The sequence below is a fragment of the Bradyrhizobium sp. CCBAU 53338 genome, from assembly GCF_015291665.1.
GTDB lineage: Bacteria > Pseudomonadota > Alphaproteobacteria > Rhizobiales > Xanthobacteraceae > Bradyrhizobium.
The window spans coordinates 2731791-2750224 of sequence record NZ_CP030048.1 but is presented as its reverse complement, the minus strand read 5'-3'; the positions used below and the strand labels follow the sequence as shown (position 1 = coordinate 2750224).

The window sequence follows — 18434 nt, the reverse complement described above, 5'->3', positions numbered from 1 at the left end:
CTTGCGGGTGCCTTTGGCCAGCTCTTTTCAGGCCGCAACGTCGAACGTGGCGATCAGAGCCCGCATATCACTTGCAAGGGTGCGATAACGCTCGCCCAGCCTCACATACAACCCGCGCTGCCCTTCCTGCACACGGCTCGCGATCAACTCGCACTCGGCCGCCAGATCTTCAAACCGTTCCAGCTTGGCTTGGAAAGCAGTCATGAGAGGTTCCCCAACTCGTCACCAAAAGGGAGAACAAATTTAGCCCTCGGATCGGCGCGGAGTAAACTTTTTTTTGCGGGAGATTTTCTGAAACGCTTCCAACTTGGGGCAGATGCGTCAGCCGTTTTTGCGTCGCACAAGTATCCGCAGCGAATTCGGCATACCCGCAAGCCGCTATCTCCATTGCCCTGCATTGACTTAAAGAAAAGACATTCAGGATCGTTGGATTGAGATCGCTGCGCGCAGTGCCGGCAGTTCATGTGGAGGCTGTTGGGATTTCGCGGGTATCGCATTCACCTGCGGCAAACTGCCCGGCGCGGCCTGATCGACCGAGCGAGATGCTTCGGAGGCTGCATCCTGGCGCAACCGTGAGCGGCCCCGCGGAATGCAAGCCACGGCCGAAGGCAAGAAGACTTCGAGTAGATCGCAGAGGTCGTGCGCGTCTCACTAGCAGCAGCTGATCGCTCTCGAACCGCACCTCCCGTGCGCCAGATGCTCTCGGTGTTCGATTGGTTCCATCACAAGCCGCGTCGACATAGACCTGGAAATCGGTTGCCTCTCTCGCTCGCCCACCCCTAGGATATCGGCGATGATCGCTGCGCGTGACGGCCCGGGTTGAAGGGAGCAGAAGCGATGCCGAAAGCGGAGAGCTTCCCGATCGAAAAGATCCACATTCCGGCCAAAAGAAGCAGGGCGCTCCAGCCGGAGCGCGTTCGGGAGCTCGCGGAAAGCATTCTGGAGACCGGGCAGCAAGCGCCCATTTCCGTTCGAGTCGATAAGGATCAGTTCATTCTGGTTGAAGGATTGCATCGCCTTGAAGCCTGCAGAGCCCTTGGCGAAACATCCGTCATTGCCGTCGTGGTCCAGGCAGAAAGTCCTCAGCATAGAAGGCTGCTCTCCGACAGCACCGAGCTGGAGGCCGAGCGCGACAAGATGGTGCGGCTGAAGCAGCTTCGGCTCGAGAGAGAGGCAGCCGCTGCGGTCGCCGTCCCGTCAGCCAAATCTGGCGCATCCCCGCCGCGACCGAAGCGAACGGCGGCAGTATCGAGGCCCGGACCGCAAACCCTGTCACAATGGATCGCCCGTCAGAAGAGCGACGGCAGCCGCTACTGATCTTCTTTGCGCACGCTCGACTTGCGCAGGATACCGATTGACAGCCCTACGCACCGGGACTGGCGGGCGGAGTAAACGTGATCGGTTCAGGAACGCATCGTACAATTTTCACTAGACGACCAGCGGGGTCTCGTGGGTAGAACGCAACTCGAATTCATTTAGGTAACTAAACACTCCTTAATCCCGATGCACCCGTCCCGCCAAGTCTCGGGTCTACGATTAACCGAGGCCACCGATTGCGCGCCGATCAACTGGCCAATGCCCATGTTTGGCCATAGCTTATTTGACCGATCAGCGGCGAGCCTGAGCATGGGCTGCGGAACGCTTTGCAAGACCGGCCCACGATCCGAAATCATTGAGCTGGCTTAGAATACGACCACGACGGATGCAATGAACGACAACGCGAACACACCTGGCTCCGCCCTCGTAGGGGATGTGCAAGCCGAGCTTCCCGAGCATTTTGATTGGAGCGCGTTGGCGTTACCACGGTCGAAGCCGATTCCGGTTTCGCCAACCAGCGCCGCCAGCGCCTCTTTGGAAGTCGACAGTGCATCTGGCGGTGACCGGGTTTCCTCGCAAACCACACCGCCTGTTGATGAACCCGACCGTGAACCCAGTGCTGGGCCAATCTCTCTACCTGGAGACCCAACCAGTGTAGCTGCGAGTGCGCTGGACCCCATGCCGGAGGCTGCGCGCGGCGAGGAGCCCAGTGTGCTTTCAAGCCCGCCGGCAGCAAAGACACCTCCAGTCATCAGCCTTGAGCCGTTGGCCGTGGTGAAAGCGCGCCATCCGCCGCTTCCCTTGCCGAAGGATCGCATTCTACGATTGCGCTTTTCCGATGTCGGCGAGCCGAGCGAACCGGGCGAACATCGCTCTCGCTTCGGCCTGGTCGAAATTACGCGAAACGATCTCGCCGTCTGGAAGGCCTTTCCGAATGCCGTCTTCACGGTCATACAGCCTTCGCCCTACTCGAACGCGATGATTTCCCGACTTGGGACCTTCGAGGTCTGACCGGCCCTGCCCGCGCCGCCCGACCGTGAACGCTTTCGTGGGCGGCGAACAACAACGTCCTCCAACGTCTTCGAACGGATTTGAATTGGCCCGTTGATTACCCCTGAGGTAATCGAATTGGGGCCCGCATCGGCGCATCTTCGGTCACGACAGGAGATGACCATGATCGCGCTGCTGCTCTACCGCTTTCTCGCCGATCACTTTGGACCCTGGGCGATAGCTTTTGCGACCCGGATGCTGGCGCGTGGGCTGAACATGCCCGAGCCACTGGTGCACTCAACCGGCGACTATGTCCTCGCGCAGGTCTCCGCCTTCGAGCACAGCATCGGCAGGAGCCTCTGCCCGTTCCGCCTCACCCGCCTGCTCCGCGCCTGCTGGCGCGGACGGCATTGATTTCACCTCGCGCCCAACCAACCATGGAGACCTCTCGTGATCCACGCATCCAGATTCCTGCGCGGCGCCCTGTTTGCCGACACCGTCTTCAGCGGTATCGCCGCAATCGGCTTCACTTTCGGTGCCGGCGCGTTCGCGGCGCTGTTCAATCTGCCTGAAGCACTTTTGCGCGAAACCGGCCTGTTCCTGATCGCCTATACTGCGCTGGTCGGCTGGCTCGCCTCGCGCACAACGGTGCCGAAGCCGCTCGTGCTCCTGGTCGTCGTCGGCAACGCCGCGTGGACCGTCGGCAGTATCGCATTGTTGTTCTCTGGCACGACCTCACCGAACCTCGCCGGCGAGGTCATGGTCGTCGCGCAGGCGATCGCAACCGGCGTCTTTGCCGAGCTGCAATATGTGGGCTTGCGGAAGAGCGGGAACGCGGTGGCTGTATGAAGCCAGTGCTCGATGCGCTGCGTTAGCGGCACACGACGGGCGCAACGCGCGGGCTACGCCCGCGCGCGGCCCTTCGGCGTGGCAACGGCATGGCCGTTGAGCTTCTTCTTGACGCTCTTTGCGCCCCTGGCGGCTGCCTTCTCCGCCTTGCGCTCCGCGCGCGCCTTCACCTTGGCCCGTTCGACACGGGCTTCGGCGCGCTGTTTCTTGCGCTTGTTTTCGCAGGAGGGGCACTTGCAGCCGATCGGCTTCAAATAGGCTTTGAAATAGTCGGTGCCGTAGTCGTAATTGATCTCGTCGCCGGGTTCGATGTTCTTGATGGCCCGGATGAACACCTTGCGCTCGCGCGGACGGACGTCGGATTCCGCGTTGGGACGGCAGGAGTGGTTGATGTAGCGCGCGAGGTTCTTGCGCACCGAGCCGTCGATCGTCCAGCGGTTGTTGAGCTCGAACAGATATTTGTTCTCGATCTCGTCCTGCGCTGGAATGCGGCAGTCCAGGATCGGCCCGAAGTAACGGATGATCCTTGTGCCCTTCTTGATCGGCATGGTGGCGAAGAGGCCAAGTCCGGTCTTGGAACGGCCGACACGGTAGGATTTGCGGGGAGCGATGGCTGGCATGATCAGGTGTAACGAGGACGCGGACCAGGCTGCGTGAGCCCGAGCGGAGCCGCTCTTCTAGAACGATTCCGCACCGCTGTCAGGCCTGTCCCTGTGACGTTTGATGCTTGCCCACAGTGAAAAATGTGCAAGCCGCGAGTTCCGCGGCATCTCGTATGACTAGGCACCTTCTTTGATCCGCCGATAGCGTGCCAGCAGACGCTCTCCCTTGGCCGCAATGCGCCGCGCGGCCGCGACTGTCTTCGGCACCGGCTCGCCCCAGGCGTGGGCCGATAGCGCGAGCCGTGTCGGCCGGCCCCTGGCATCGACCAAAGGCGGCAGCTTCGCGCGGCCGTAGAAGCGCACCGCCCAGCTGCCCTTCCGCCGCATGTCCTGCGGCGTCATCTCGGATTCACGTTTGGTTACGCCCGGCCGCAAATGTGCGCCCTGCTTGCGTGCAAAGGCCTTGCGGCCCGCCGCGGTCAGGCCGCCGCGCGGATCCTTCGCAGGCGCCGAGGCGCCGCGCTTGCGTCCCTTTGCGCTCTTCCGTGCTGTGGTCTTGCGCGCAGCGGCCTTCCGCGTCTTTTTCGTCGCTGACGTTCCGGCGGATTTCGTCTTGGTCCTCTTCCTGGCTGCCATGCGAATGTTGTCCACGAGGTTGGGATAGCGGCGACCGGCACGACGGGCGCGCACCTTCGCCGCCGATTTCTCCGCGGAAGTAAGATGCTTTGACGCTTTACCCGCCCGCTTGCGCGGGTTTTGGCGTTTCCAGGGCGCGCGAGATGATCTTGCCATGGGCGTCAACGCCCGGGCACGGCAAGGGTTCATAGCGAGGATTGCGAACGTCTCGTCCGATCAGGTGCTTGGCAGCCGTCCGGCCACCGTCGACTTCAGGATCGCCTCCAGAAGCTGCTCGGCCGTCGTTCCATCGGGCAGCCGCTCCAGAATATCCTCGAGCCGCCCGTCGAGCAGCAGCATGGTGAAGCCGTGCACCATCGACCAGGCCCGCGCGATCGCGGCGCCCTGCTCGATCGTCAGCGCGTTGCCTCTGATCGGCTCCTGCCGCATCGCGCCGATGGCATTAGCAAGTCCGGCAAACGAGGATTCAGCGGCCTCGTGCAGCGAGGGCCTGGAATAGTCGAGCCGCTCGGTACGGAACATCAACCCGTACATGCCGGGATGGGCCTGGGCATACGCGACATAGGCCTTGGGCCGCGCCAGCGCCCGCTCCAGCGGCGAGGTGGCCGCGTCGCAGGATGAGGCCATCGCCGCGTTGAACTGGCGGAAGCCGATCGCCGCGAGTTCGCTGACGAGTCCGGTGAGATCACCGAAATGATGGGTTGGCGCCGCATGCGAGACGCCCGCCTCTCGCGCCACCGCGCGCAACGTCAGACCGGCGAGCCCGTCGCGCTCCAGCACCCGTTCGGCGGCTAGAAGCAACGCCTCGCGCAAGGCGCCGTGGTGATAGGGCGTCTCGGTCTTCGCGCTCGCAGGGCGACGCGCCGGACGAGATGCCGGCGATGTCTTTTTGGGGCGGCGCGGCGTCTCGCCGGTGGTGTCTCTCTTGGCCATTTACAAGCTATATGACGCAATATTGACAGTGTAAAGATTTCACTTGACGGAAGCCGCGCTTGGTTCTATGGCATCTTTACGATGTAAAGATAGGAGGGATACGCCGTGCATCAGGATGCGACCGCCGAGCGCCGCAACAACATCGCGCCGATTCCATTCGAGGCGGATGCGCCGTTCCTCAAGGTCGTCGGCGAATTGCCGCGCGAACTGAACGGCACGCTCTACCGCAACGGCCCCAATCCGCAGTTCGACTCGCCAGGCGCGCACTGGTTCGTCGGCGACGGCATGCTCCACGCCTTCCACCTCGAAGAGGGGCGCGCCAGTTACCGCAACCGCTGGGTCCGCACGCCGAAATGGCTCGCCGAGCATGATGCCGGTCGTGCGCTGTTCGGCGGCTTCGGCCGCAAGCTCCCGGGTGCGCCGCAAAACCTGACCGACGGCGGCGTCGCCAACACCAACATCGTCTTCCATGCCGGCAAGCTGCTCGCCCTTGAAGAAGGACATCTGCCGACCGAGATCGAGCCGGGCACGCTGGCAACGCGCGGCTACGACAATTATCAGGGCGGCGTTGCCGGGCCCTTCACCGCGCATCCGAAGGTCGATCCCGTTACGGGCGAACTGGTGTTCTTCGGATACAACGCGGCGGGACCGCTGACGCCTGCCCTCTCCTACGGATCGATCGATGCGGGCGGCAAGGTCACACGCTTCGAGCGTTTCGAGACGCCCTATGCCAGCATGGTGCACGACTTCATTGTCACCGAAAATCACGTGCTGTTTCCGATCCTGCCCCTGACCGGCAGCATGGAGCGCGCGATGAGCAGCAAGCCGCCCTATGCCTGGGAACCGGAGAAAGGCGCCTATGTCGGCGTGATGAAACGCAGCGGCACGGCGGAAGATATCGTCTGGTTCCGCGGCGAAGCCTGCTACGTCTTCCACATCATGAATGCGTGGGAGAATGGCGGCCGCATTGTCGCCGACGTCATGCAGTTCGAAGAAGCGCCGCTGTTTCCTCATCCCGACGGCCGGCCGACGGATCCGGAGAAATCGCGCGCCCGCCACTGCCGCTGGACCTTCGATCTCTCCGGGAATACCGACCGCTTCCAGCAGACCTATCTCGACGACCTCACCGGCGAATTCCCGCGCATCGACGATCGCCGCGCCGGCTTGAAGAGCCGTCATGGCTGGTACGCCTGTGCCAATCCGCGTCTGCCGATGTTCGGCGCACTATCCGGCATCGTCCATGTCGACGGCGCCGGCAAGCGCCTCGGCCAATATCTGCTGCCGGCGGGCGACACCATCTCTGAGCCTGTGTTCGTCGAGCGATCGAAGGATGCGGCGGAAGGCGACGGCTGGCTGCTGGCGGTGGTCTGGCGCGCGCGGGAGAACCGCAGCGACCTCGCCGTGTTCAATGCCACCGACATCGAGGCCGGCCCCGCCGCGCTGGTGCAGCTCGGCCATCGCGTGCCCGACGGCTTTCACGGCAACTGGGTGGGAGCACAGTAGCTCCCACCCTCACTCCTTTGCGAATGTCATCAGGGAGACTTCGCATGCACGTCCCCACCATCACGGCGAACTACCTCGCGATCCTCGCGCTGATCTACGCTGCGCTCGCGTTGCAGGTCATCCGGCTGCGACGGAGCAGCGGCGCCGCGTTCAATCACGGCGGCAATGATGGCCTGCGCAGCGCGATCCGGGCCCATGGTAATTTCATGGAGTACGTCCCGATCATCGCGCTGATGATCGCCCTGCTCGAAATGTCCGGCGCATCACCACTGCGCATTCACATGCTGATGGGCGCACTTGTGCTGTCGCGCCTGCTGCATCCACTCGGCATGTACGCGAGGCCGGGCTCGCTCCGATTCATGATCTGCCGCGCCGGCGGCATCTTCCTGACCATCGGCCTGTTGATCTCCTGCGCCCTCACCATCCTGTCGCGCCTGCCCTGGGCGGCATTTGCCGATGAATTGACCGACCAAGCCATTGCGACCATTCAATTTCTAGAAGTCATTCACGTCATTTTGACACTGTAAAGATTTTGCTTGACCGGCTCCTTGGCCTGAACTACCAATCTTGACATCGTAAAGATTAGTGCGACCGAGGCGACCATGACGATCTTCCTGATCCTTGCCCCCTACGGCGTCTACACCCTCCTGATGTTCATGACCTCGGCCACGGTCAGCGTGTTCACGGCCTCCGCGATCTGCCTCGCCACGATCGCGATCGACGTGGCCCGGGGCCGCTCGATCAAGACCCTGGCTGCCGGCTCGGCGATCCTGTTCGCTGGCATCGGCCTCTACCTCGCGCTCCGCGGCCCCGTGCTCAGCACGCTCGGCGTCAAGCTCTCGGTCGATATCGGCATCTTCGTCATCTCGCTCGGCTCGATGCTCGCGCGCCGCCCTTTCACGCTGCAATATGCGATCGAGGCCGTTCCGGCCGAGACCGCGGCAATGCCCGGCTTCCTCACCGCCAACTACATCATCACCGGCGCATGGACCGTGGCCGCCCTGCTGATGATGGCCGCCAACATTGTGCTGCTCTACTTCCCGGGCCTGCCGGTCTGGCTGGGCCTCGCGGTCGCTTTCGCCGCACGCAACAGTGCGATCTATTTCACCAAATGGTATCCCGAATATCGCCAGATCAAGTATGGTGCGCCTTCCGGCGCGCTGTCCGAAGCCAAGTGAGACAGGACCGACAATGAAGGACGTATTCGCCCGCCTCGCCTCCGACTTCCTGTCGGCTATCGTCTTCCTGGTGATCTATCTGGTCACCGACAACGTCATCCTGGCGACCTCCGTCGCAATAGCCGGCGCGATCGCGCAAGTGATCTACGCGCGCGTCAAGGGACGCGAACTCGGCTACATGACCTATGCGAGCCTCGCGCTCGTCGTCGTCCTCGGTACAATCACGCTGCTGACCAATGATCCTCGCTTCATGCTGGCCAAGCCTGCGATCGCGCATTTCGCGATCGGCGCGATCATGCTCAAGCGGGGCTGGATGCTGCGCTACATGCCGCCGATCGTGGTCGAGACCGCACCCGAATATGTCACCGCTGCGGGCTACGCCTGGGCCGCGCTGATGTTCGCCCTCGGCGCCGGCACGATCGCTGTCGCCGCCACCGGCGATCTGAAGCTGTGGGCTTTCTACATCTCCGCGGTTGCGGGCGGCGCCAAGGCTCTCGCCTTTGCCGTGCAATACCTCGTGTTCAGGCTCGTCGTCACCAGCCGCCGGCGCGCCGCCGCCCGCGCCTGAATGCCGCCCCAAGGAGCGTCGAAGGGACGTTAGGCAGCAGCTTCAAGTTAGGCTATAGGCTCGGTTCAGGACTGGCTGCGAATGATCGCAACCCGCCGGAATAGTGTTCGGGAGACGCGAATGGCCGTGGACGGCAACTGGAATCTGACCATGACGACGCCGATGGGTGAACGCCAGGCGACGCTGAGCCTGAAGGCCGCGGGCGGCACGCTCACGGGCACACAGGGTGCGGAAGGCAATACCGCCGAGATTTTCGACGGCACCGTCTCCGGTGACAACGTCTCCTGGAAGGTCTCGATCACCAACCCGATGCCGCTCACGCTCGAATTCACCGGCACCGTCTCCGGCGACAGCATGAGCGGCGAGATGGGCATCGGCCCTATGGGCAGCTTCCCGTTCACGGGCGCGCGCGCCTGATCTTACTACCTCGCCCCGCTGTCGCGGGGCGAGGTCAAGAGCTAACCCAGATTCAACTCCTTGAAGAAGTCGTTCCCCTTGTCATCGATGATGATGAAGGCCGGGAAGTCGACGACCTCGATGCGCCAGATCGCTTCCATGCCGAGCTCGGGATATTCGAGCACCTCGACCTTCTTGATGCAGTGCTCGGCGAGGTTCGCCGCCGCGCCGCCGATCGAGCCGAGATAGAAGCCGCCATACTTCTTGCAGGCCTCGCGCACGGCCGGCGCGCGGTTGCCCTTCGCCACCATCACCATCGATCCGCCGGCAGCCTGGAACTGGTCGACGAAGGAATCCATGCGACCCGCCGTGGTCGGACCGAACGCGCCGGAGGCGTAGCCTTCGGGGGTCTTGGCCGGGCCGGCGTAGTAGACCGGATGATTCTTGAAATAGTCAGGCAGCGGCTCGCCCTTCTCCAGGCGCTCGCGGAGTTTCGCATGCGCGGAGTCACGCGCCACGATCATGGTGCCGGTCATCGAGACCCGCGTCTTGATGGGATGCTTCGAGAACGTCGCCAGAATGTCCTTCATCGGCTGGTTGAGATCGATCTTGACCACTTCGCCGCCGAGCGACTGCTCGACCTGCGGCAGATACTGCGCCGGATTGTGCTCGAGCTCCTCGAGATAGACGCCGTCCCTGGTGATCTTGCCGAGCACCTGGCGGTCGGCCGAGCAGGACACGCCGAGCCCGATCGGGAGCGAGGCGCCATGGCGCGGCATCCGGATCACGCGCACGTCGTGGCAGAAATACTTTCCGCCGAACTGCGCGCCGACGCCGAGCGACTGCGTCATCTTGTGGATTTCCTTCTCCATCTCGACGTCGCGGAACGCGTTGCCGTCGGGCGAGCCGTGGGTCGGCAGCGCATCGAGATAGCGGGCGGAGGCGAGCTTCACCGTCTTCATGCAGAGCTCGGCCGAGGTGCCGCCGATCACGATCGCAAGGTGATAAGGCGGGCACGCCGCGGTGCCGAGCGTGAGGATTTTTTCCTTCAGGAAGGCGAGCAGCCGATCCTTGGTCAGCACCGAGGGCGTCGCCTGGAACAGGAAGCTCTTGTTGGCGCTGCCGCCGCCCTTCGCCATGAACATGAACTTGTAGGCGTCGTCGCCCTCGGCGTAGATCTCGCACTGCGCCGGCATGTTGTTGGCGGTGTTCTTCTCCTCGTACATCGACAGCGGCGCGACCTGCGAGTAGCGCAGATTGCGCCGCAGATACGCATCGCGCGCGCCTTCCGACAGCGCGGCCTCGTCATCGCCGTCGGTGATGACGTTGCAGCCCTTCTTGCCCATGATGATCGCGGTGCCGGTGTCCTGGCACATCGGCAGCACGCCGCCGGCGGCGATGTTGGCGTTCTTCAAAAAGTCGAGCGCGACGAACTTGTCGTTCGGGCTCGCCTCGCCGTCTTCCAGGATCGCGCGCAGCTGCTTCAGATGGCCGGGACGCAGATAGTGATTGATGTCGCCAAAAGCCGCCTCCGACAGCGCCCGCAGCGCCTCGCGCGACACCACCAGCATGTCCTTGCCCAGGACCTTCTCGACCCTGACACCCTCGGACGTGATCTTCTTGTACGGCGTCTCGTCCTTGCCCAGCGGAAACAGCGGCGTGTGCTTGTAGGGCGGAACGGGCTTGGACTGGTCGGGGAAGGCGGTGGGAGCGTTCATGGGTGATCTCGGGTTCTGGAGCCCTCACGGGCCTCTAAGCATAGAAGCGTTCTAAGCTTTTTTGCCGCAAAGGGAAGGCGTTCCGGCGCGGCCGGGGCATCCCGATTCGGTGCCATTGCGGCCATTTTTTTGTTGCCCGCCTTCCGCCGGCAAATAGCTTTAGTTGTGCCCGGCCGAGCGGGGTTGCACCCCTTGCACTTCGCGCGCGGCGACGGTTGAATGCGCGCCCTAAGGGGCTTTTCATCATGATTTTCAAACTGGACTTTCGCGGCGCGATGCTGGTCGCCGCCGCAACCATCGGCCTTGTGACCCTCGCCCCGTCGGCGCGCGCGGACCAGTGCGACGACATCGCCAAGCAGCTCGCCGGCGGCATCGACGGGCTGAAGGTCAACTTCAAGGCCGCCAACATCATCTACCTCACCCACCCCGCGGCGAAGGAGCTGTCGCTCGGCTGCCGCTCCCAGGGACAGGCCTATTCCAACGAGCTCTATGCCAAGGGCGACCGCAAGCCGACGCCGCAGTTCTATGAACTGGTGGCGTCCGCGGCCGCGATCATCTTCACGGTGACGAAGGACGACACCACGACCGGCGCGACGCGCTGCCTGAAGCGCATGGGCCTGTTGCGCGGCGACAAGATCACCATGCGCTACAAGCGCCTCAACATGGAATGCACGCGGACGAAGAAGGAAGCTGCAATCACCATCACGCGGCCGAAGGACGAGTAACGGCGCATCTATCGCACCGGATCCCTCGCATTTTAACGATTGGCTTGACGGACCTTTCGTCCCCTCCGGGGCAAGGTCAATTGTGTCAATCTGTGAGGATTTGTGGATGAGCGTTTCCAGCGTTGCGCCGCCGCCTGTCACGATCGTGGTCCCGAGCTACGACACGACCAAGCAGCCGGACGACCAGACCAAGACCAGGGACAACGACCCGACCTATCAGCCGACGCCGCCCGCGCCGCTGCCGCCGGGTCAGGGCACGCGGATCGATCAGCTCGCCTGATCGCGTTTGCCTGCGATGGATCGCCCGGTCCTGGTGACCGGGCTTTTCGCGTATCCGGTCGCATATTTGCCGGATAGCGCTGCGAGACTCGTGCGAGAATGCCCGGGGGAACCGCGCATGATCGCACGCCTCTTGTTGCAGAACACGATCTTCGTCGTCGCGATGGGCGCACTGTTGTTCGCCTCCGCGGGCACGCTGCATTGGCCGTCGGCCTGGGTGTTCCTCGCCACCTCCGCCCTGCTCGGCCCGCTCTGCGGCTGGTGGCTCTACCGGATCGATCCGGGGCTGCTGGCAGAGCGGCTCCGTCCGGTGATCCAGAGGGAGCAGCCGCGCGCCGACCAGGCCTTCATCGTTATCTTCATCGCGGCCATCCTGGGCTGGCTGATTGCCATCGGTCTCGACCGGCGCGCCGTTGCCTCCAACGTGCCGGTCGCATTGCAGGCCCTCGGCTTCGTGCTGTATCTCGGCTGCACGGCGTTCACGATGTGGGTGTTCCGCGAGAACTCGTTCGCCGCACCTGTGGTGAAGCTGCAGGCCGAGCGCGCCCAGCATGTGATCTCGACCGGGCCCTACGCCCATGTCCGCCATCCCATGTACAGCGGCATGATCATGTTCTTCGCCGGCGTGCCGCTGCTGTTGGGCTCATGGTGGGGACTTGCCGTGGCGCCTGTCCTTTTGATCCTGCTTGCGATCCGCATCCACATCGAAGAACGCACGTTGCGCGCGGGACTGCCGGGTTATTCCGACTATGCCGCGCGGGTGCGCTATCGCCTGCTGCCGGGCGTGTGGTGATTCATGCGTCCAGCTCGCGATAGCGCCTGAAGATGCCCTGCTCGTTGAAGGGAATCCTGCGCTCGCTTGCAAGATAGGCCTTGATGCCCGGCCGCGACGCGACGCGGTCGTGCAGGTCGACGAGGCCAGGGATCTTTTTCTCGAACGCCTTCATGCGCTTGGGAAAGGCGTAGCGCAGCCCGTCCACGATCTGGAACAGCGAGAGATCGACATAGGTTAGCCTGCGACCGGTGACATAGACACCACCATGGTCATCGAGAAGCTGCTCGAAATAGCCGAGATATTTCGGCACGCGCTCATCCCAGAATTCGGCGGTACGCTTCTTCGCCGGCGCCTTCTGGTCTTCATAGTAGAGCGAAGGCCCGAGCGGATGATGGGTGTCGTGGATCTCCAGCACAAAGTCCGTGATCGTCAATTGAAGCTGGTGCACCCAGAGTTTCCCGGCTTCAGTCTTCGGCGCGAGCCCGTGACGAGCGCCGAGATAGAGCAGGATGTTGGCGGTCTGGCCGATCACGAGCTTGCCGGCTTTCAGGAACGGCGGCGCAAAGGGCGGCGTGCCCTTGTGGACCTCCATCATCTTCATCATGGCGCCGCTGCCGCGCGATCCGCGCGCAACGTCGACGTAAGCCGCCCCCGCCTCCTCCAGCGCCAGCCGCACGTATTCGCCGCGCCCCTGGATCTCGGGCCAATAGTAGAGCTCGTATGTCATGAGACAGTCCTTTGCGACGCGCAGGACAAGCCTAGCACGTGACGCAAGTTCCGTCAGAGTGGGACGGAGAGCACTGGACCCCAAACAAAAAGGGCGCCGTGCCGAAGCACGACGCCCTCGCTTGTCGCTATGAGCGCGATCAGTTGGTCTGCTGGATCGCCGACAATTCCCAGGGGCTGCCCGGGCGGCGGGCGAAGGTCCAGACCTCGGTGACTTCGCCCGGCTGCTCGCTGCCGGCGACGACCGCGCCGGTGTTGCGGTCGACCGTTTTGTCGGTGAGCGCAAAGCGCATCGCCACCGTCGCGTAGTCGGTCTCGCCTTCGCGCCAGGCTTCGGCGAGGTCGCCCTGCAACAGCTTGACGTTGGTCACCTTGTTGACCGCGTTGCGCGCACGGTTCTGGGCAAGATCCTGCTCGAAATAAGAGACCATTTCCGGCGTCGCCAGCGTGTGCAGCTTGGCAACGTCCTCGTTCGACCACGCAGACTGGATGTCGCCGAGCAGACGCTCGAACGCCTCGTAGTCGTCGGGCTTGATCTCGAGCGGCGCGTTGTTGGCGCCGAAGCCGAAGCCGCCGCCAAGACCCGAGCCGAGCCCACCACCGAGACCGCTGCGATAGCTCGTCTGCGGACCCGAACCGGTGTCAGCGCCGCCGGCATAGGCCGCCCGCGGCGAATTGCGTCGTTGCCACCAGGACATTCCCAGCCGCACCACGAACACGACGAGCGCGATCTGGATGATCAGGCCCAGGATCGACGACAGGCCGCCGAGGCCGCCGAACAGGCCGCCACCGAACAGCATGCCCAGAAGGCCCGCGCCGAGGAAGCCGGCCGCAAGACCACCCAGGAAGCCACCGCCGCGGCCGAACAGGCCGCCGCGCGCAGGCGCAGCACTGTTCATGCCGGCGCCCGGCTGGCTATAGGTGCGGTTGAATTGCGAGGTCGAGCCAGGCGCGGTCGTGGTCGACGGCGGGGCCGAGAAGGTCCGCGAACCGCGCGACCCCGACGAGAAGCCTCCGCCGACGCGGGCGTCAGCGGAGGAGATCGCAAGCGCCGTCGGCAGCGCGAGCGCCAGGACGACGGCAATCGTCTTCACGAAACTGCGGGACCATTGCGAGAACTTCATGTGCGTTTCCCAAATCCCCGGCATGGGGACGTGCCAGTAAGATGGGCAGCCTTCATCAAAATGGAAGCCGGTTTCGGAACCCGCGGCTGCGGCCCTCAGTCGCGGGGATGTGGCAAAAGCCCATATTTACCGGGGACTTGGCCGGATGGGAGCGGGAACCACGGTCGCCTGTTACCGGTGAAATGTCGATTCACGATGAACGGGTTTTCGCCTCGTCAACGCGGGCGCAGCCGCGCGCTCACCCCTGCTTCGTCATCGTCTCCTTCACCGCCGCCACGAGTTGGCTGAGCGTGAACGGTTTTGGCAGGAAGTCGAACTGCTGCCCCTCGGGCAGGCTCTTCTCGAACGCATCCTCGGCGTAGCCGGAGACGAAGATGAAGCGGATGTCGGGGTTCTTCTCCCGCATCGCCTTGAGCAGCGTCGGTCCGTCCATCTCCGGCATCACGACGTCGGAAACGACGAGATCGATCGCACCGCTCTGCTCTTCCAGCACCTCCATCGCCTCGACGCCGTTCTCGGCCTCGACGACGGTATAGCCGCGCGAGCGCAGGCCGCGGGCGTTGAGCGCACGCAGGCCTTCCTCGTCTTCGACCAGCAGGATCGTGCCCTGTCCGGTCAGATCGGTGCGAGACTTGGCCTCGACCGCGGCGGGGACGGCTTCCTTCGCAGCACCGTTCGTCGCGACGCTCGCAGCCGCAGGCTGCTCGACCTGGACCTCGGGCTCGGCGTGATGGCGCGGCAGGAAGATGTGGAAAGAGGTGCCGTGCCCCGGTTCGGAGTCGACGTAGATGAAACCGCCGGTCTGCTTGACGATGCCGTAGACGGTTGAGAGGCCAAGGCCGGTGCCCTTGCCGACTTCCTTGGTCGAGAAGAACGGCTCGAAGATCTTGTCGCGGATGTCGGCGGGGATGCCGGTGCCGGTGTCGGCGACTTCGATCCGCACATAATCCGCGGCCGGCATGCCCTTGTAAGCGAGCCTGCCCGCCTCTTCGGTCGCGACATTGGCCGTGCGGATGATCAGCTTGCCGCCGTCGGGCATGGCATCGCGCGCGTTCACCGCGAGATTGACGATGACCTGCTCGAACTGGGAGACGTCGACCTTGACCGGCCACAGGTCGCGGCCGTGGATCAGGTCGAGCTTGACCTTCTCGCCGATCAGGCGTCGCAGCAGCATGGTGAGATCCGACAGCGCATCGCCGAGATCGAGCACCTGCGGCCGCAGCGTCTGCCGCCGCGAGAAGGCGAGCAACTGCCGCACCAGCGTCGCAGCCCGCGTCGCATTCTGCTTGATCTGCATGATGTCCTGGAACGACGGATCTGTCGGCTTGTGCGCGTTCAGCAGGAAGTCGTTCGCCATCATGATGGCGGAGAGCACGTTGTTGAAGTCGTGAGCGATGCCGCCGGCGAGCTGACCGACCGTCTCCATCTTCTGCGACTGGTTGATCTGGTTCTCCAGTGCGCGCCGCTCGGTGGTCTCGAGCATGTGCACGATGGCGGCTTCCGCGTCATTCTCGGCCGCGTCGACGGGCGTGACGAAGAACTGGCCCCAGCGCTCCTTGGTGCCTTCCAGCGCAACCTCGACCGGAGCGATGTCGGCCTGGCCCTCGGCGGCCTGGTTGATCGCCGCGATCACCAGATGACGGTCGCGGGCATTGATGGCGCGGAAGATCGACTTGGAGGCGCTGTCGAGCCCAAGCCCCTGCGCCAGCTTGGCATAGCGCGCGTTCGCCCGCACGACGTTGCCGCCCCGATCGACGGTGGCGATCGCCATCGGCGTGTGGTCGAAGAAGCGCATGAAACGCACTTCGGCGGCGCGATCGGGATCGCTGCGTTCGTCGCGGGCGCGGCTGATGACGAGCGTGCGGGACGGCCCCGGTGCGCCGTCGGCGCCGAAGGCGAGCTTGTGATAGAGCCGGACCGGCATGGTCTTGCCGGTGCGCATGCGCAGATCGATGTCGAAGACCTCCGTCTTCACTTCGCCCGGCACGGCCACGATCGAGCTCAGCAGCGAAGTGCCGTCGCCCGAGACGATGTCTGCAAGCCTCAAGCCGCCCGAGCCGATCTCGGCGAGATCGTAGTCGAGCCAGTTCGCCAGCGTCGCATTGACGTAAGCGAGTTCGCCGGCGGGATTGACCGAGAAGAAACCGCACGGCGCGTGATCGAGGTATTCGATCGCGTGCTGGAGCTCCTGGAACACGTCCTCCTGGCGCTCGCGATCGCGGGTGATGTCGGAGATCGACCACACCGCATATTTGGCCTCGCGCTTTCCGGTGCCGAGCGGACGCACGCGCATGCGCAGCCAGCGCCCCTGGCTGCCGTCCTGGCCGGAAATGCGCACCTCTTCCTGCTGACGCTTGCCCTCGCGCGCCGCCTTGAGCAGGCGGAACACCGCTTCGGAAACGTCCGGATTGCCGATGAAGACACGCTCCACCGGGCGCACGTCCTGCGGGCCGGCGGCGCCGGTCAGCGTAAGATAGGCCGCGTTGGAATAGACCACATGGCCACGGGGATCGGTCACCGCGAGACCGTCGAAGGCATGATCGGCAATGCGCCCCATCACGGGATCGTCGAGATTGCGGTCGACGAAGCGGATGATACCGGCGGCGAAGGCGAACAGATTGAACAAGCCGATCATCGCCAGCACGGCGAGAATGCCGAGAATATAGGGCTGCGCCTGCGCGCGCCCGAGCGTCATCAGCCCGACGGCGACCGCAACAAGGCCGGTGGCCACAAGGAGCACCAGCGCAATGCTGCCCGAGCGCGGCGACGGTTCTTGCGCCGCAACGGGCTCGCGTGACAGGTCGTGGTCGGTCTCGGCGGTCATTTCACGCAGGTTTGGCCTGTCGGCAGAGAATCAACGCGCTTCGGGGGCACGTGGGGTCCTCCCTGCCTGAATCGGACCCGCAGACGCAAGGGCGGCGGGGCGAAAGCGTACGCTGATTCCCAGCTTACAGCCATTTCCGGTACTTTTCGGGGGTTTTATTGCCGCGCGGCGCTAAAACCGCGCTTCATCCGCATGACGTAGCCGATGACCTCGGCAACCGCATGGTAGTGCTCCATGGGGATTTCCTGGTCGATCTCGACGGTGGCGTAGAGCGCGCGGGCCAGCGGCACGTTCTCGACGATCGGAATGTCGTGCTCGCGCGCGATTTCCCGGATCTTGAAAGCGAGGTTGTCGACGCCCTTGGCGACGCAGATCGGCGCCGACATGCCGCGCTCGTAGGACAGCGCCACCGAATAGTGGGTCGGGTTGGTGATGATCACCGAGGCCTTGGGAACCGCCGCCATCATGCGCTTCTTGGAGCGCTGCTGGCGCAATTGCCGGAGCTTGCCCTTGATGTGCGGGTCACCTTCCGACTGCTTGAACTCTTCCTTGATCTCCTGGAGCGACATCTTCTGCCGCTGGAACCAGCTGCGGTACTGGAAGAAATAGTCGCCGATGGCGATGATCGCGAGGGCTGCGACCACCGAGCCGAGCAGGTGGACGATCATGCCGGTGGTGGCACCGAGCATGGCCATTGGATCGAGCTTGACCATCGCCTCCATGCGGTGCCGCTCCGGCCACAGGATCGTGGTCATGACCGCGCCGAGCACGACGAGCTTGCCGATGCCCTTCAGGAAGTTGGCCCCCGCCTGCTTGCCGAAGATGCGCTTGAAGCCCGCTGCCGGCGAGAGCTTGCTGAATTTGGGCGTGAGGGATTCGGCCGACCACACCAGCCGGTGCTGGAGCATGTTGCCGGCAATGGCCGCGATCACCAGCATCAACAGCGGAACGCCGACTGCGGCGAGCACCGCGACCTCGATCTGCCGCATCAGTGCGAGCAGGTTCCCGGGATCGGTCTTGATCATCCAGGAATTGGCCAGCAGATTGCGCATCGGCGTCAGCAGCCCGCTGCCGACCGAGCCTGAGAAAGTCGAGATCACGAGCGTGCCGCCCGCGATCATGAACCAGGTGTTGATCTCCTGGCTTTTGGCAACGTCGCCGCGTTCGAGCGCCTGGTCGAGGCGTTTTTGCGTCGGGTCTTCTGTTTGACTCTCTGGATCGTTGTCTTCCGCCACGTAGCGCCCGCTTTCCGAAGTTCGTCACTTTCGCGGCCCCCGTGCACGAACTTCGG

General features: G+C 63.9%; 21 protein-coding genes. 12 read left to right on the top strand and 9 right to left on the bottom strand.

Features of this window, described 5'->3' with window-relative positions; translation table 11 throughout:
• Window positions 1-27 precede the first annotated feature (27 nt).
• Entirely contained in the window at window positions 28-204 is a 177-nt protein-coding gene (locus XH90_RS12895) for a hypothetical protein (RefSeq protein WP_194481836.1), read from the bottom strand.
• A 633-nt stretch (window positions 205-837) separates the two neighbouring features.
• Between XH90_RS12895 and XH90_RS12890 the strand changes: the two genes are divergently transcribed.
• The 4 genes from XH90_RS12890 (at window position 838) to XH90_RS12875 (ending at window position 3156) form a co-directional block, all read left to right on the top strand.
• On the top strand, window positions 838-1317 hold the full coding sequence (locus XH90_RS12890) for a ParB N-terminal domain-containing protein (protein WP_194481835.1): 480 nt from the start codon (window positions 838-840) through the stop codon (window positions 1315-1317).
• A 390-nt stretch (window positions 1318-1707) separates the two neighbouring features.
• On the top strand, window positions 1708-2328 hold the full coding sequence (locus XH90_RS38945) for a hypothetical protein (RefSeq protein WP_246755786.1): 621 nt from the start codon (window positions 1708-1710) through the stop codon (window positions 2326-2328).
• A 162-nt stretch (window positions 2329-2490) separates the two neighbouring features.
• Entirely contained in the window at window positions 2491-2721 is a 231-nt protein-coding gene (locus XH90_RS12880; RefSeq protein ID WP_194481834.1) for a hypothetical protein, read from the top strand.
• A 36-nt stretch (window positions 2722-2757) separates the two neighbouring features.
• Complete coding sequence (locus XH90_RS12875; RefSeq protein WP_194481833.1) at window positions 2758-3156, top strand: hypothetical protein; 399 nt, start codon at window positions 2758-2760, stop codon at window positions 3154-3156.
• A gap of 53 nt (window positions 3157-3209) precedes the next feature.
• On the opposite strand, the gene XH90_RS12870 is transcribed toward XH90_RS12875, so the two are convergent.
• The 3 genes from XH90_RS12870 to XH90_RS12860 form a co-directional block, all read right to left on the bottom strand.
• On the bottom strand, window positions 3210-3776 hold the full coding sequence (locus tag XH90_RS12870; protein ID WP_194481832.1) for an SET domain-containing protein: 567 nt from the start codon (window positions 3774-3776) through the stop codon (window positions 3210-3212).
• A gap of 159 nt (window positions 3777-3935) precedes the next feature.
• Window positions 3936-4394 (bottom strand): DUF6321 domain-containing protein, encoded by a 459-nt coding sequence (locus tag XH90_RS12865; RefSeq protein ID WP_246755785.1) that lies wholly within the window; start codon window positions 4392-4394, stop codon window positions 3936-3938.
• A gap of 216 nt (window positions 4395-4610) precedes the next feature.
• The gene (locus XH90_RS12860; protein WP_194481830.1) at window positions 4611-5327 is read right to left on the bottom strand and encodes a TetR/AcrR family transcriptional regulator; all 717 of its coding nucleotides are present in this window, start codon (window positions 5325-5327) and stop codon (window positions 4611-4613) included.
• A 105-nt stretch (window positions 5328-5432) separates the two neighbouring features.
• On the opposite strand from XH90_RS12860, the gene XH90_RS12855 reads away from it, so the two are divergent.
• The 5 genes from XH90_RS12855 to XH90_RS12835 all read left to right on the top strand — a co-directional run bounded on the left by XH90_RS12855 (window position 5433) and on the right by XH90_RS12835 (window position 8993).
• The gene (locus XH90_RS12855; RefSeq protein ID WP_194481829.1) at window positions 5433-6830 is read left to right on the top strand and encodes a carotenoid oxygenase family protein; all 1398 of its coding nucleotides are present in this window, start codon (window positions 5433-5435) and stop codon (window positions 6828-6830) included.
• A gap of 44 nt (window positions 6831-6874) precedes the next feature.
• Entirely contained in the window at window positions 6875-7357 is a 483-nt protein-coding gene (locus XH90_RS39615; protein WP_194481828.1) for an MAPEG family protein, read from the top strand.
• A 75-nt stretch (window positions 7358-7432) separates the two neighbouring features.
• Entirely contained in the window at window positions 7433-8008 is a 576-nt protein-coding gene (locus XH90_RS12845; RefSeq protein WP_194481827.1) for a hypothetical protein, read from the top strand.
• Window positions 8009-8021: 13 nt separating this feature from the next.
• Window positions 8022-8576 (top strand): inner membrane-spanning protein YciB, encoded by a 555-nt coding sequence (locus XH90_RS12840; RefSeq protein WP_194481826.1) that lies wholly within the window; start codon window positions 8022-8024, stop codon window positions 8574-8576.
• Window positions 8577-8696: 120 nt separating this feature from the next.
• Entirely contained in the window at window positions 8697-8993 is a 297-nt protein-coding gene (locus XH90_RS12835; protein ID WP_194481825.1) for a hypothetical protein, read from the top strand.
• A 41-nt stretch (window positions 8994-9034) separates the two neighbouring features.
• On the opposite strand, the gene XH90_RS12830 is transcribed toward XH90_RS12835, so the two are convergent.
• A complete protein-coding gene (locus XH90_RS12830) occupies window positions 9035-10690 on the bottom strand; it encodes a fumarate hydratase (RefSeq protein WP_194481824.1) in 1656 nt (551 codons plus the stop codon).
• A gap of 245 nt (window positions 10691-10935) precedes the next feature.
• Between XH90_RS12830 and XH90_RS12825 the strand changes: the two genes are divergently transcribed.
• The 3 genes from XH90_RS12825 (at window position 10936) to XH90_RS12815 (ending at window position 12487) form a co-directional block, all read left to right on the top strand.
• On the top strand, window positions 10936-11415 hold the full coding sequence (locus tag XH90_RS12825; RefSeq protein ID WP_194481823.1) for a hypothetical protein: 480 nt from the start codon (window positions 10936-10938) through the stop codon (window positions 11413-11415).
• 106 nt (window positions 11416-11521) lie between these two features.
• Entirely contained in the window at window positions 11522-11695 is a 174-nt protein-coding gene (locus XH90_RS12820; RefSeq protein WP_194481822.1) for a hypothetical protein, read from the top strand.
• Window positions 11696-11812: 117 nt separating this feature from the next.
• Complete coding sequence (locus XH90_RS12815) at window positions 11813-12487, top strand: isoprenylcysteine carboxylmethyltransferase family protein (RefSeq protein WP_194481821.1); 675 nt, start codon at window positions 11813-11815, stop codon at window positions 12485-12487.
• A 1-nt stretch (window position 12488) separates the two neighbouring features.
• On the opposite strand, the gene XH90_RS12810 is transcribed toward XH90_RS12815, so the two are convergent.
• The 4 genes from XH90_RS12810 to flhB all read right to left on the bottom strand — a co-directional run bounded on the left by XH90_RS12810 (window position 12489) and on the right by flhB (window position 18378).
• Window positions 12489-13196: a glutathione S-transferase gene (locus XH90_RS12810; protein ID WP_194481820.1), complete on the bottom strand. Its 708-nt coding sequence runs from the start codon at window positions 13194-13196 to the stop codon at window positions 12489-12491.
• A gap of 139 nt (window positions 13197-13335) precedes the next feature.
• Complete coding sequence (locus XH90_RS12805) at window positions 13336-14343, bottom strand: Tim44 domain-containing protein (protein ID WP_194481819.1); 1008 nt, start codon at window positions 14341-14343, stop codon at window positions 13336-13338.
• Between the two features lie 214 nt (window positions 14344-14557).
• Window positions 14558-17143: a cell cycle histidine kinase CckA gene (gene cckA / locus XH90_RS12800; RefSeq protein ID WP_194481818.1), complete on the bottom strand. Its 2586-nt coding sequence runs from the start codon at window positions 17141-17143 to the stop codon at window positions 14558-14560.
• A 155-nt stretch (window positions 17144-17298) separates the two neighbouring features.
• Window positions 17299-18378 (bottom strand): flagellar biosynthesis protein FlhB, encoded by a 1080-nt coding sequence (flhB, locus tag XH90_RS12795; protein WP_194481817.1) that lies wholly within the window; start codon window positions 18376-18378, stop codon window positions 17299-17301.
• Window positions 18379-18434 lie beyond the last annotated feature (56 nt).

What these genes read in the sequence shown, in the direction of transcription:
- XH90_RS12870 (WP_194481832.1), bottom strand. Translation starts at nt 3,776, where the DNA reads ATGCCAGCCATCGCTCCCCGCAAATCCTACCGTGTCGGCCGTTCCAAG.
- XH90_RS39615 (WP_194481828.1), top strand. Translation starts at nt 6,875, where the DNA reads ATGCACGTCCCCACCATCACGGCGAACTACCTCGCGATCCTCGCGCTG.
- cckA (WP_194481818.1), bottom strand. Translation starts at nt 17,143, where the DNA reads ATGACCGCCGAGACCGACCACGACCTGTCACGCGAGCCCGTTGCGGCG.
- XH90_RS12830 (WP_194481824.1), bottom strand. Translation starts at nt 10,690, where the DNA reads ATGAACGCTCCCACCGCCTTCCCCGACCAGTCCAAGCCCGTTCCGCCC.
- XH90_RS12825 (WP_194481823.1), top strand. Translation starts at nt 10,936, where the DNA reads ATGATTTTCAAACTGGACTTTCGCGGCGCGATGCTGGTCGCCGCCGCA.
- XH90_RS12820 (WP_194481822.1), top strand. Translation starts at nt 11,522, where the DNA reads ATGAGCGTTTCCAGCGTTGCGCCGCCGCCTGTCACGATCGTGGTCCCG.
- XH90_RS38945 (WP_246755786.1), top strand. Translation starts at nt 1,708, where the DNA reads ATGAACGACAACGCGAACACACCTGGCTCCGCCCTCGTAGGGGATGTG.
- XH90_RS12835 (WP_194481825.1), top strand. Translation starts at nt 8,697, where the DNA reads ATGGCCGTGGACGGCAACTGGAATCTGACCATGACGACGCCGATGGGT.
- XH90_RS12845 (WP_194481827.1), top strand. Translation starts at nt 7,433, where the DNA reads ATGACGATCTTCCTGATCCTTGCCCCCTACGGCGTCTACACCCTCCTG.
- XH90_RS12895 (WP_194481836.1), bottom strand. Translation starts at nt 204, where the DNA reads ATGACTGCTTTCCAAGCCAAGCTGGAACGGTTTGAAGATCTGGCGGCC.
- XH90_RS12815 (WP_194481821.1), top strand. Translation starts at nt 11,813, where the DNA reads ATGATCGCACGCCTCTTGTTGCAGAACACGATCTTCGTCGTCGCGATG.
- XH90_RS12805 (WP_194481819.1), bottom strand. Translation starts at nt 14,343, where the DNA reads ATGCCGGGGATTTGGGAAACGCACATGAAGTTCTCGCAATGGTCCCGC.
- XH90_RS12865 (WP_246755785.1), bottom strand. Translation starts at nt 4,394, where the DNA reads ATGGCAGCCAGGAAGAGGACCAAGACGAAATCCGCCGGAACGTCAGCG.
- XH90_RS12860 (WP_194481830.1), bottom strand. Translation starts at nt 5,327, where the DNA reads ATGGCCAAGAGAGACACCACCGGCGAGACGCCGCGCCGCCCCAAAAAG.
- XH90_RS12840 (WP_194481826.1), top strand. Translation starts at nt 8,022, where the DNA reads ATGAAGGACGTATTCGCCCGCCTCGCCTCCGACTTCCTGTCGGCTATC.
- XH90_RS12880 (WP_194481834.1), top strand. Translation starts at nt 2,491, where the DNA reads ATGATCGCGCTGCTGCTCTACCGCTTTCTCGCCGATCACTTTGGACCC.
- XH90_RS12810 (WP_194481820.1), bottom strand. Translation starts at nt 13,196, where the DNA reads ATGACATACGAGCTCTACTATTGGCCCGAGATCCAGGGGCGCGGCGAA.
- XH90_RS12890 (WP_194481835.1), top strand. Translation starts at nt 838, where the DNA reads ATGCCGAAAGCGGAGAGCTTCCCGATCGAAAAGATCCACATTCCGGCC.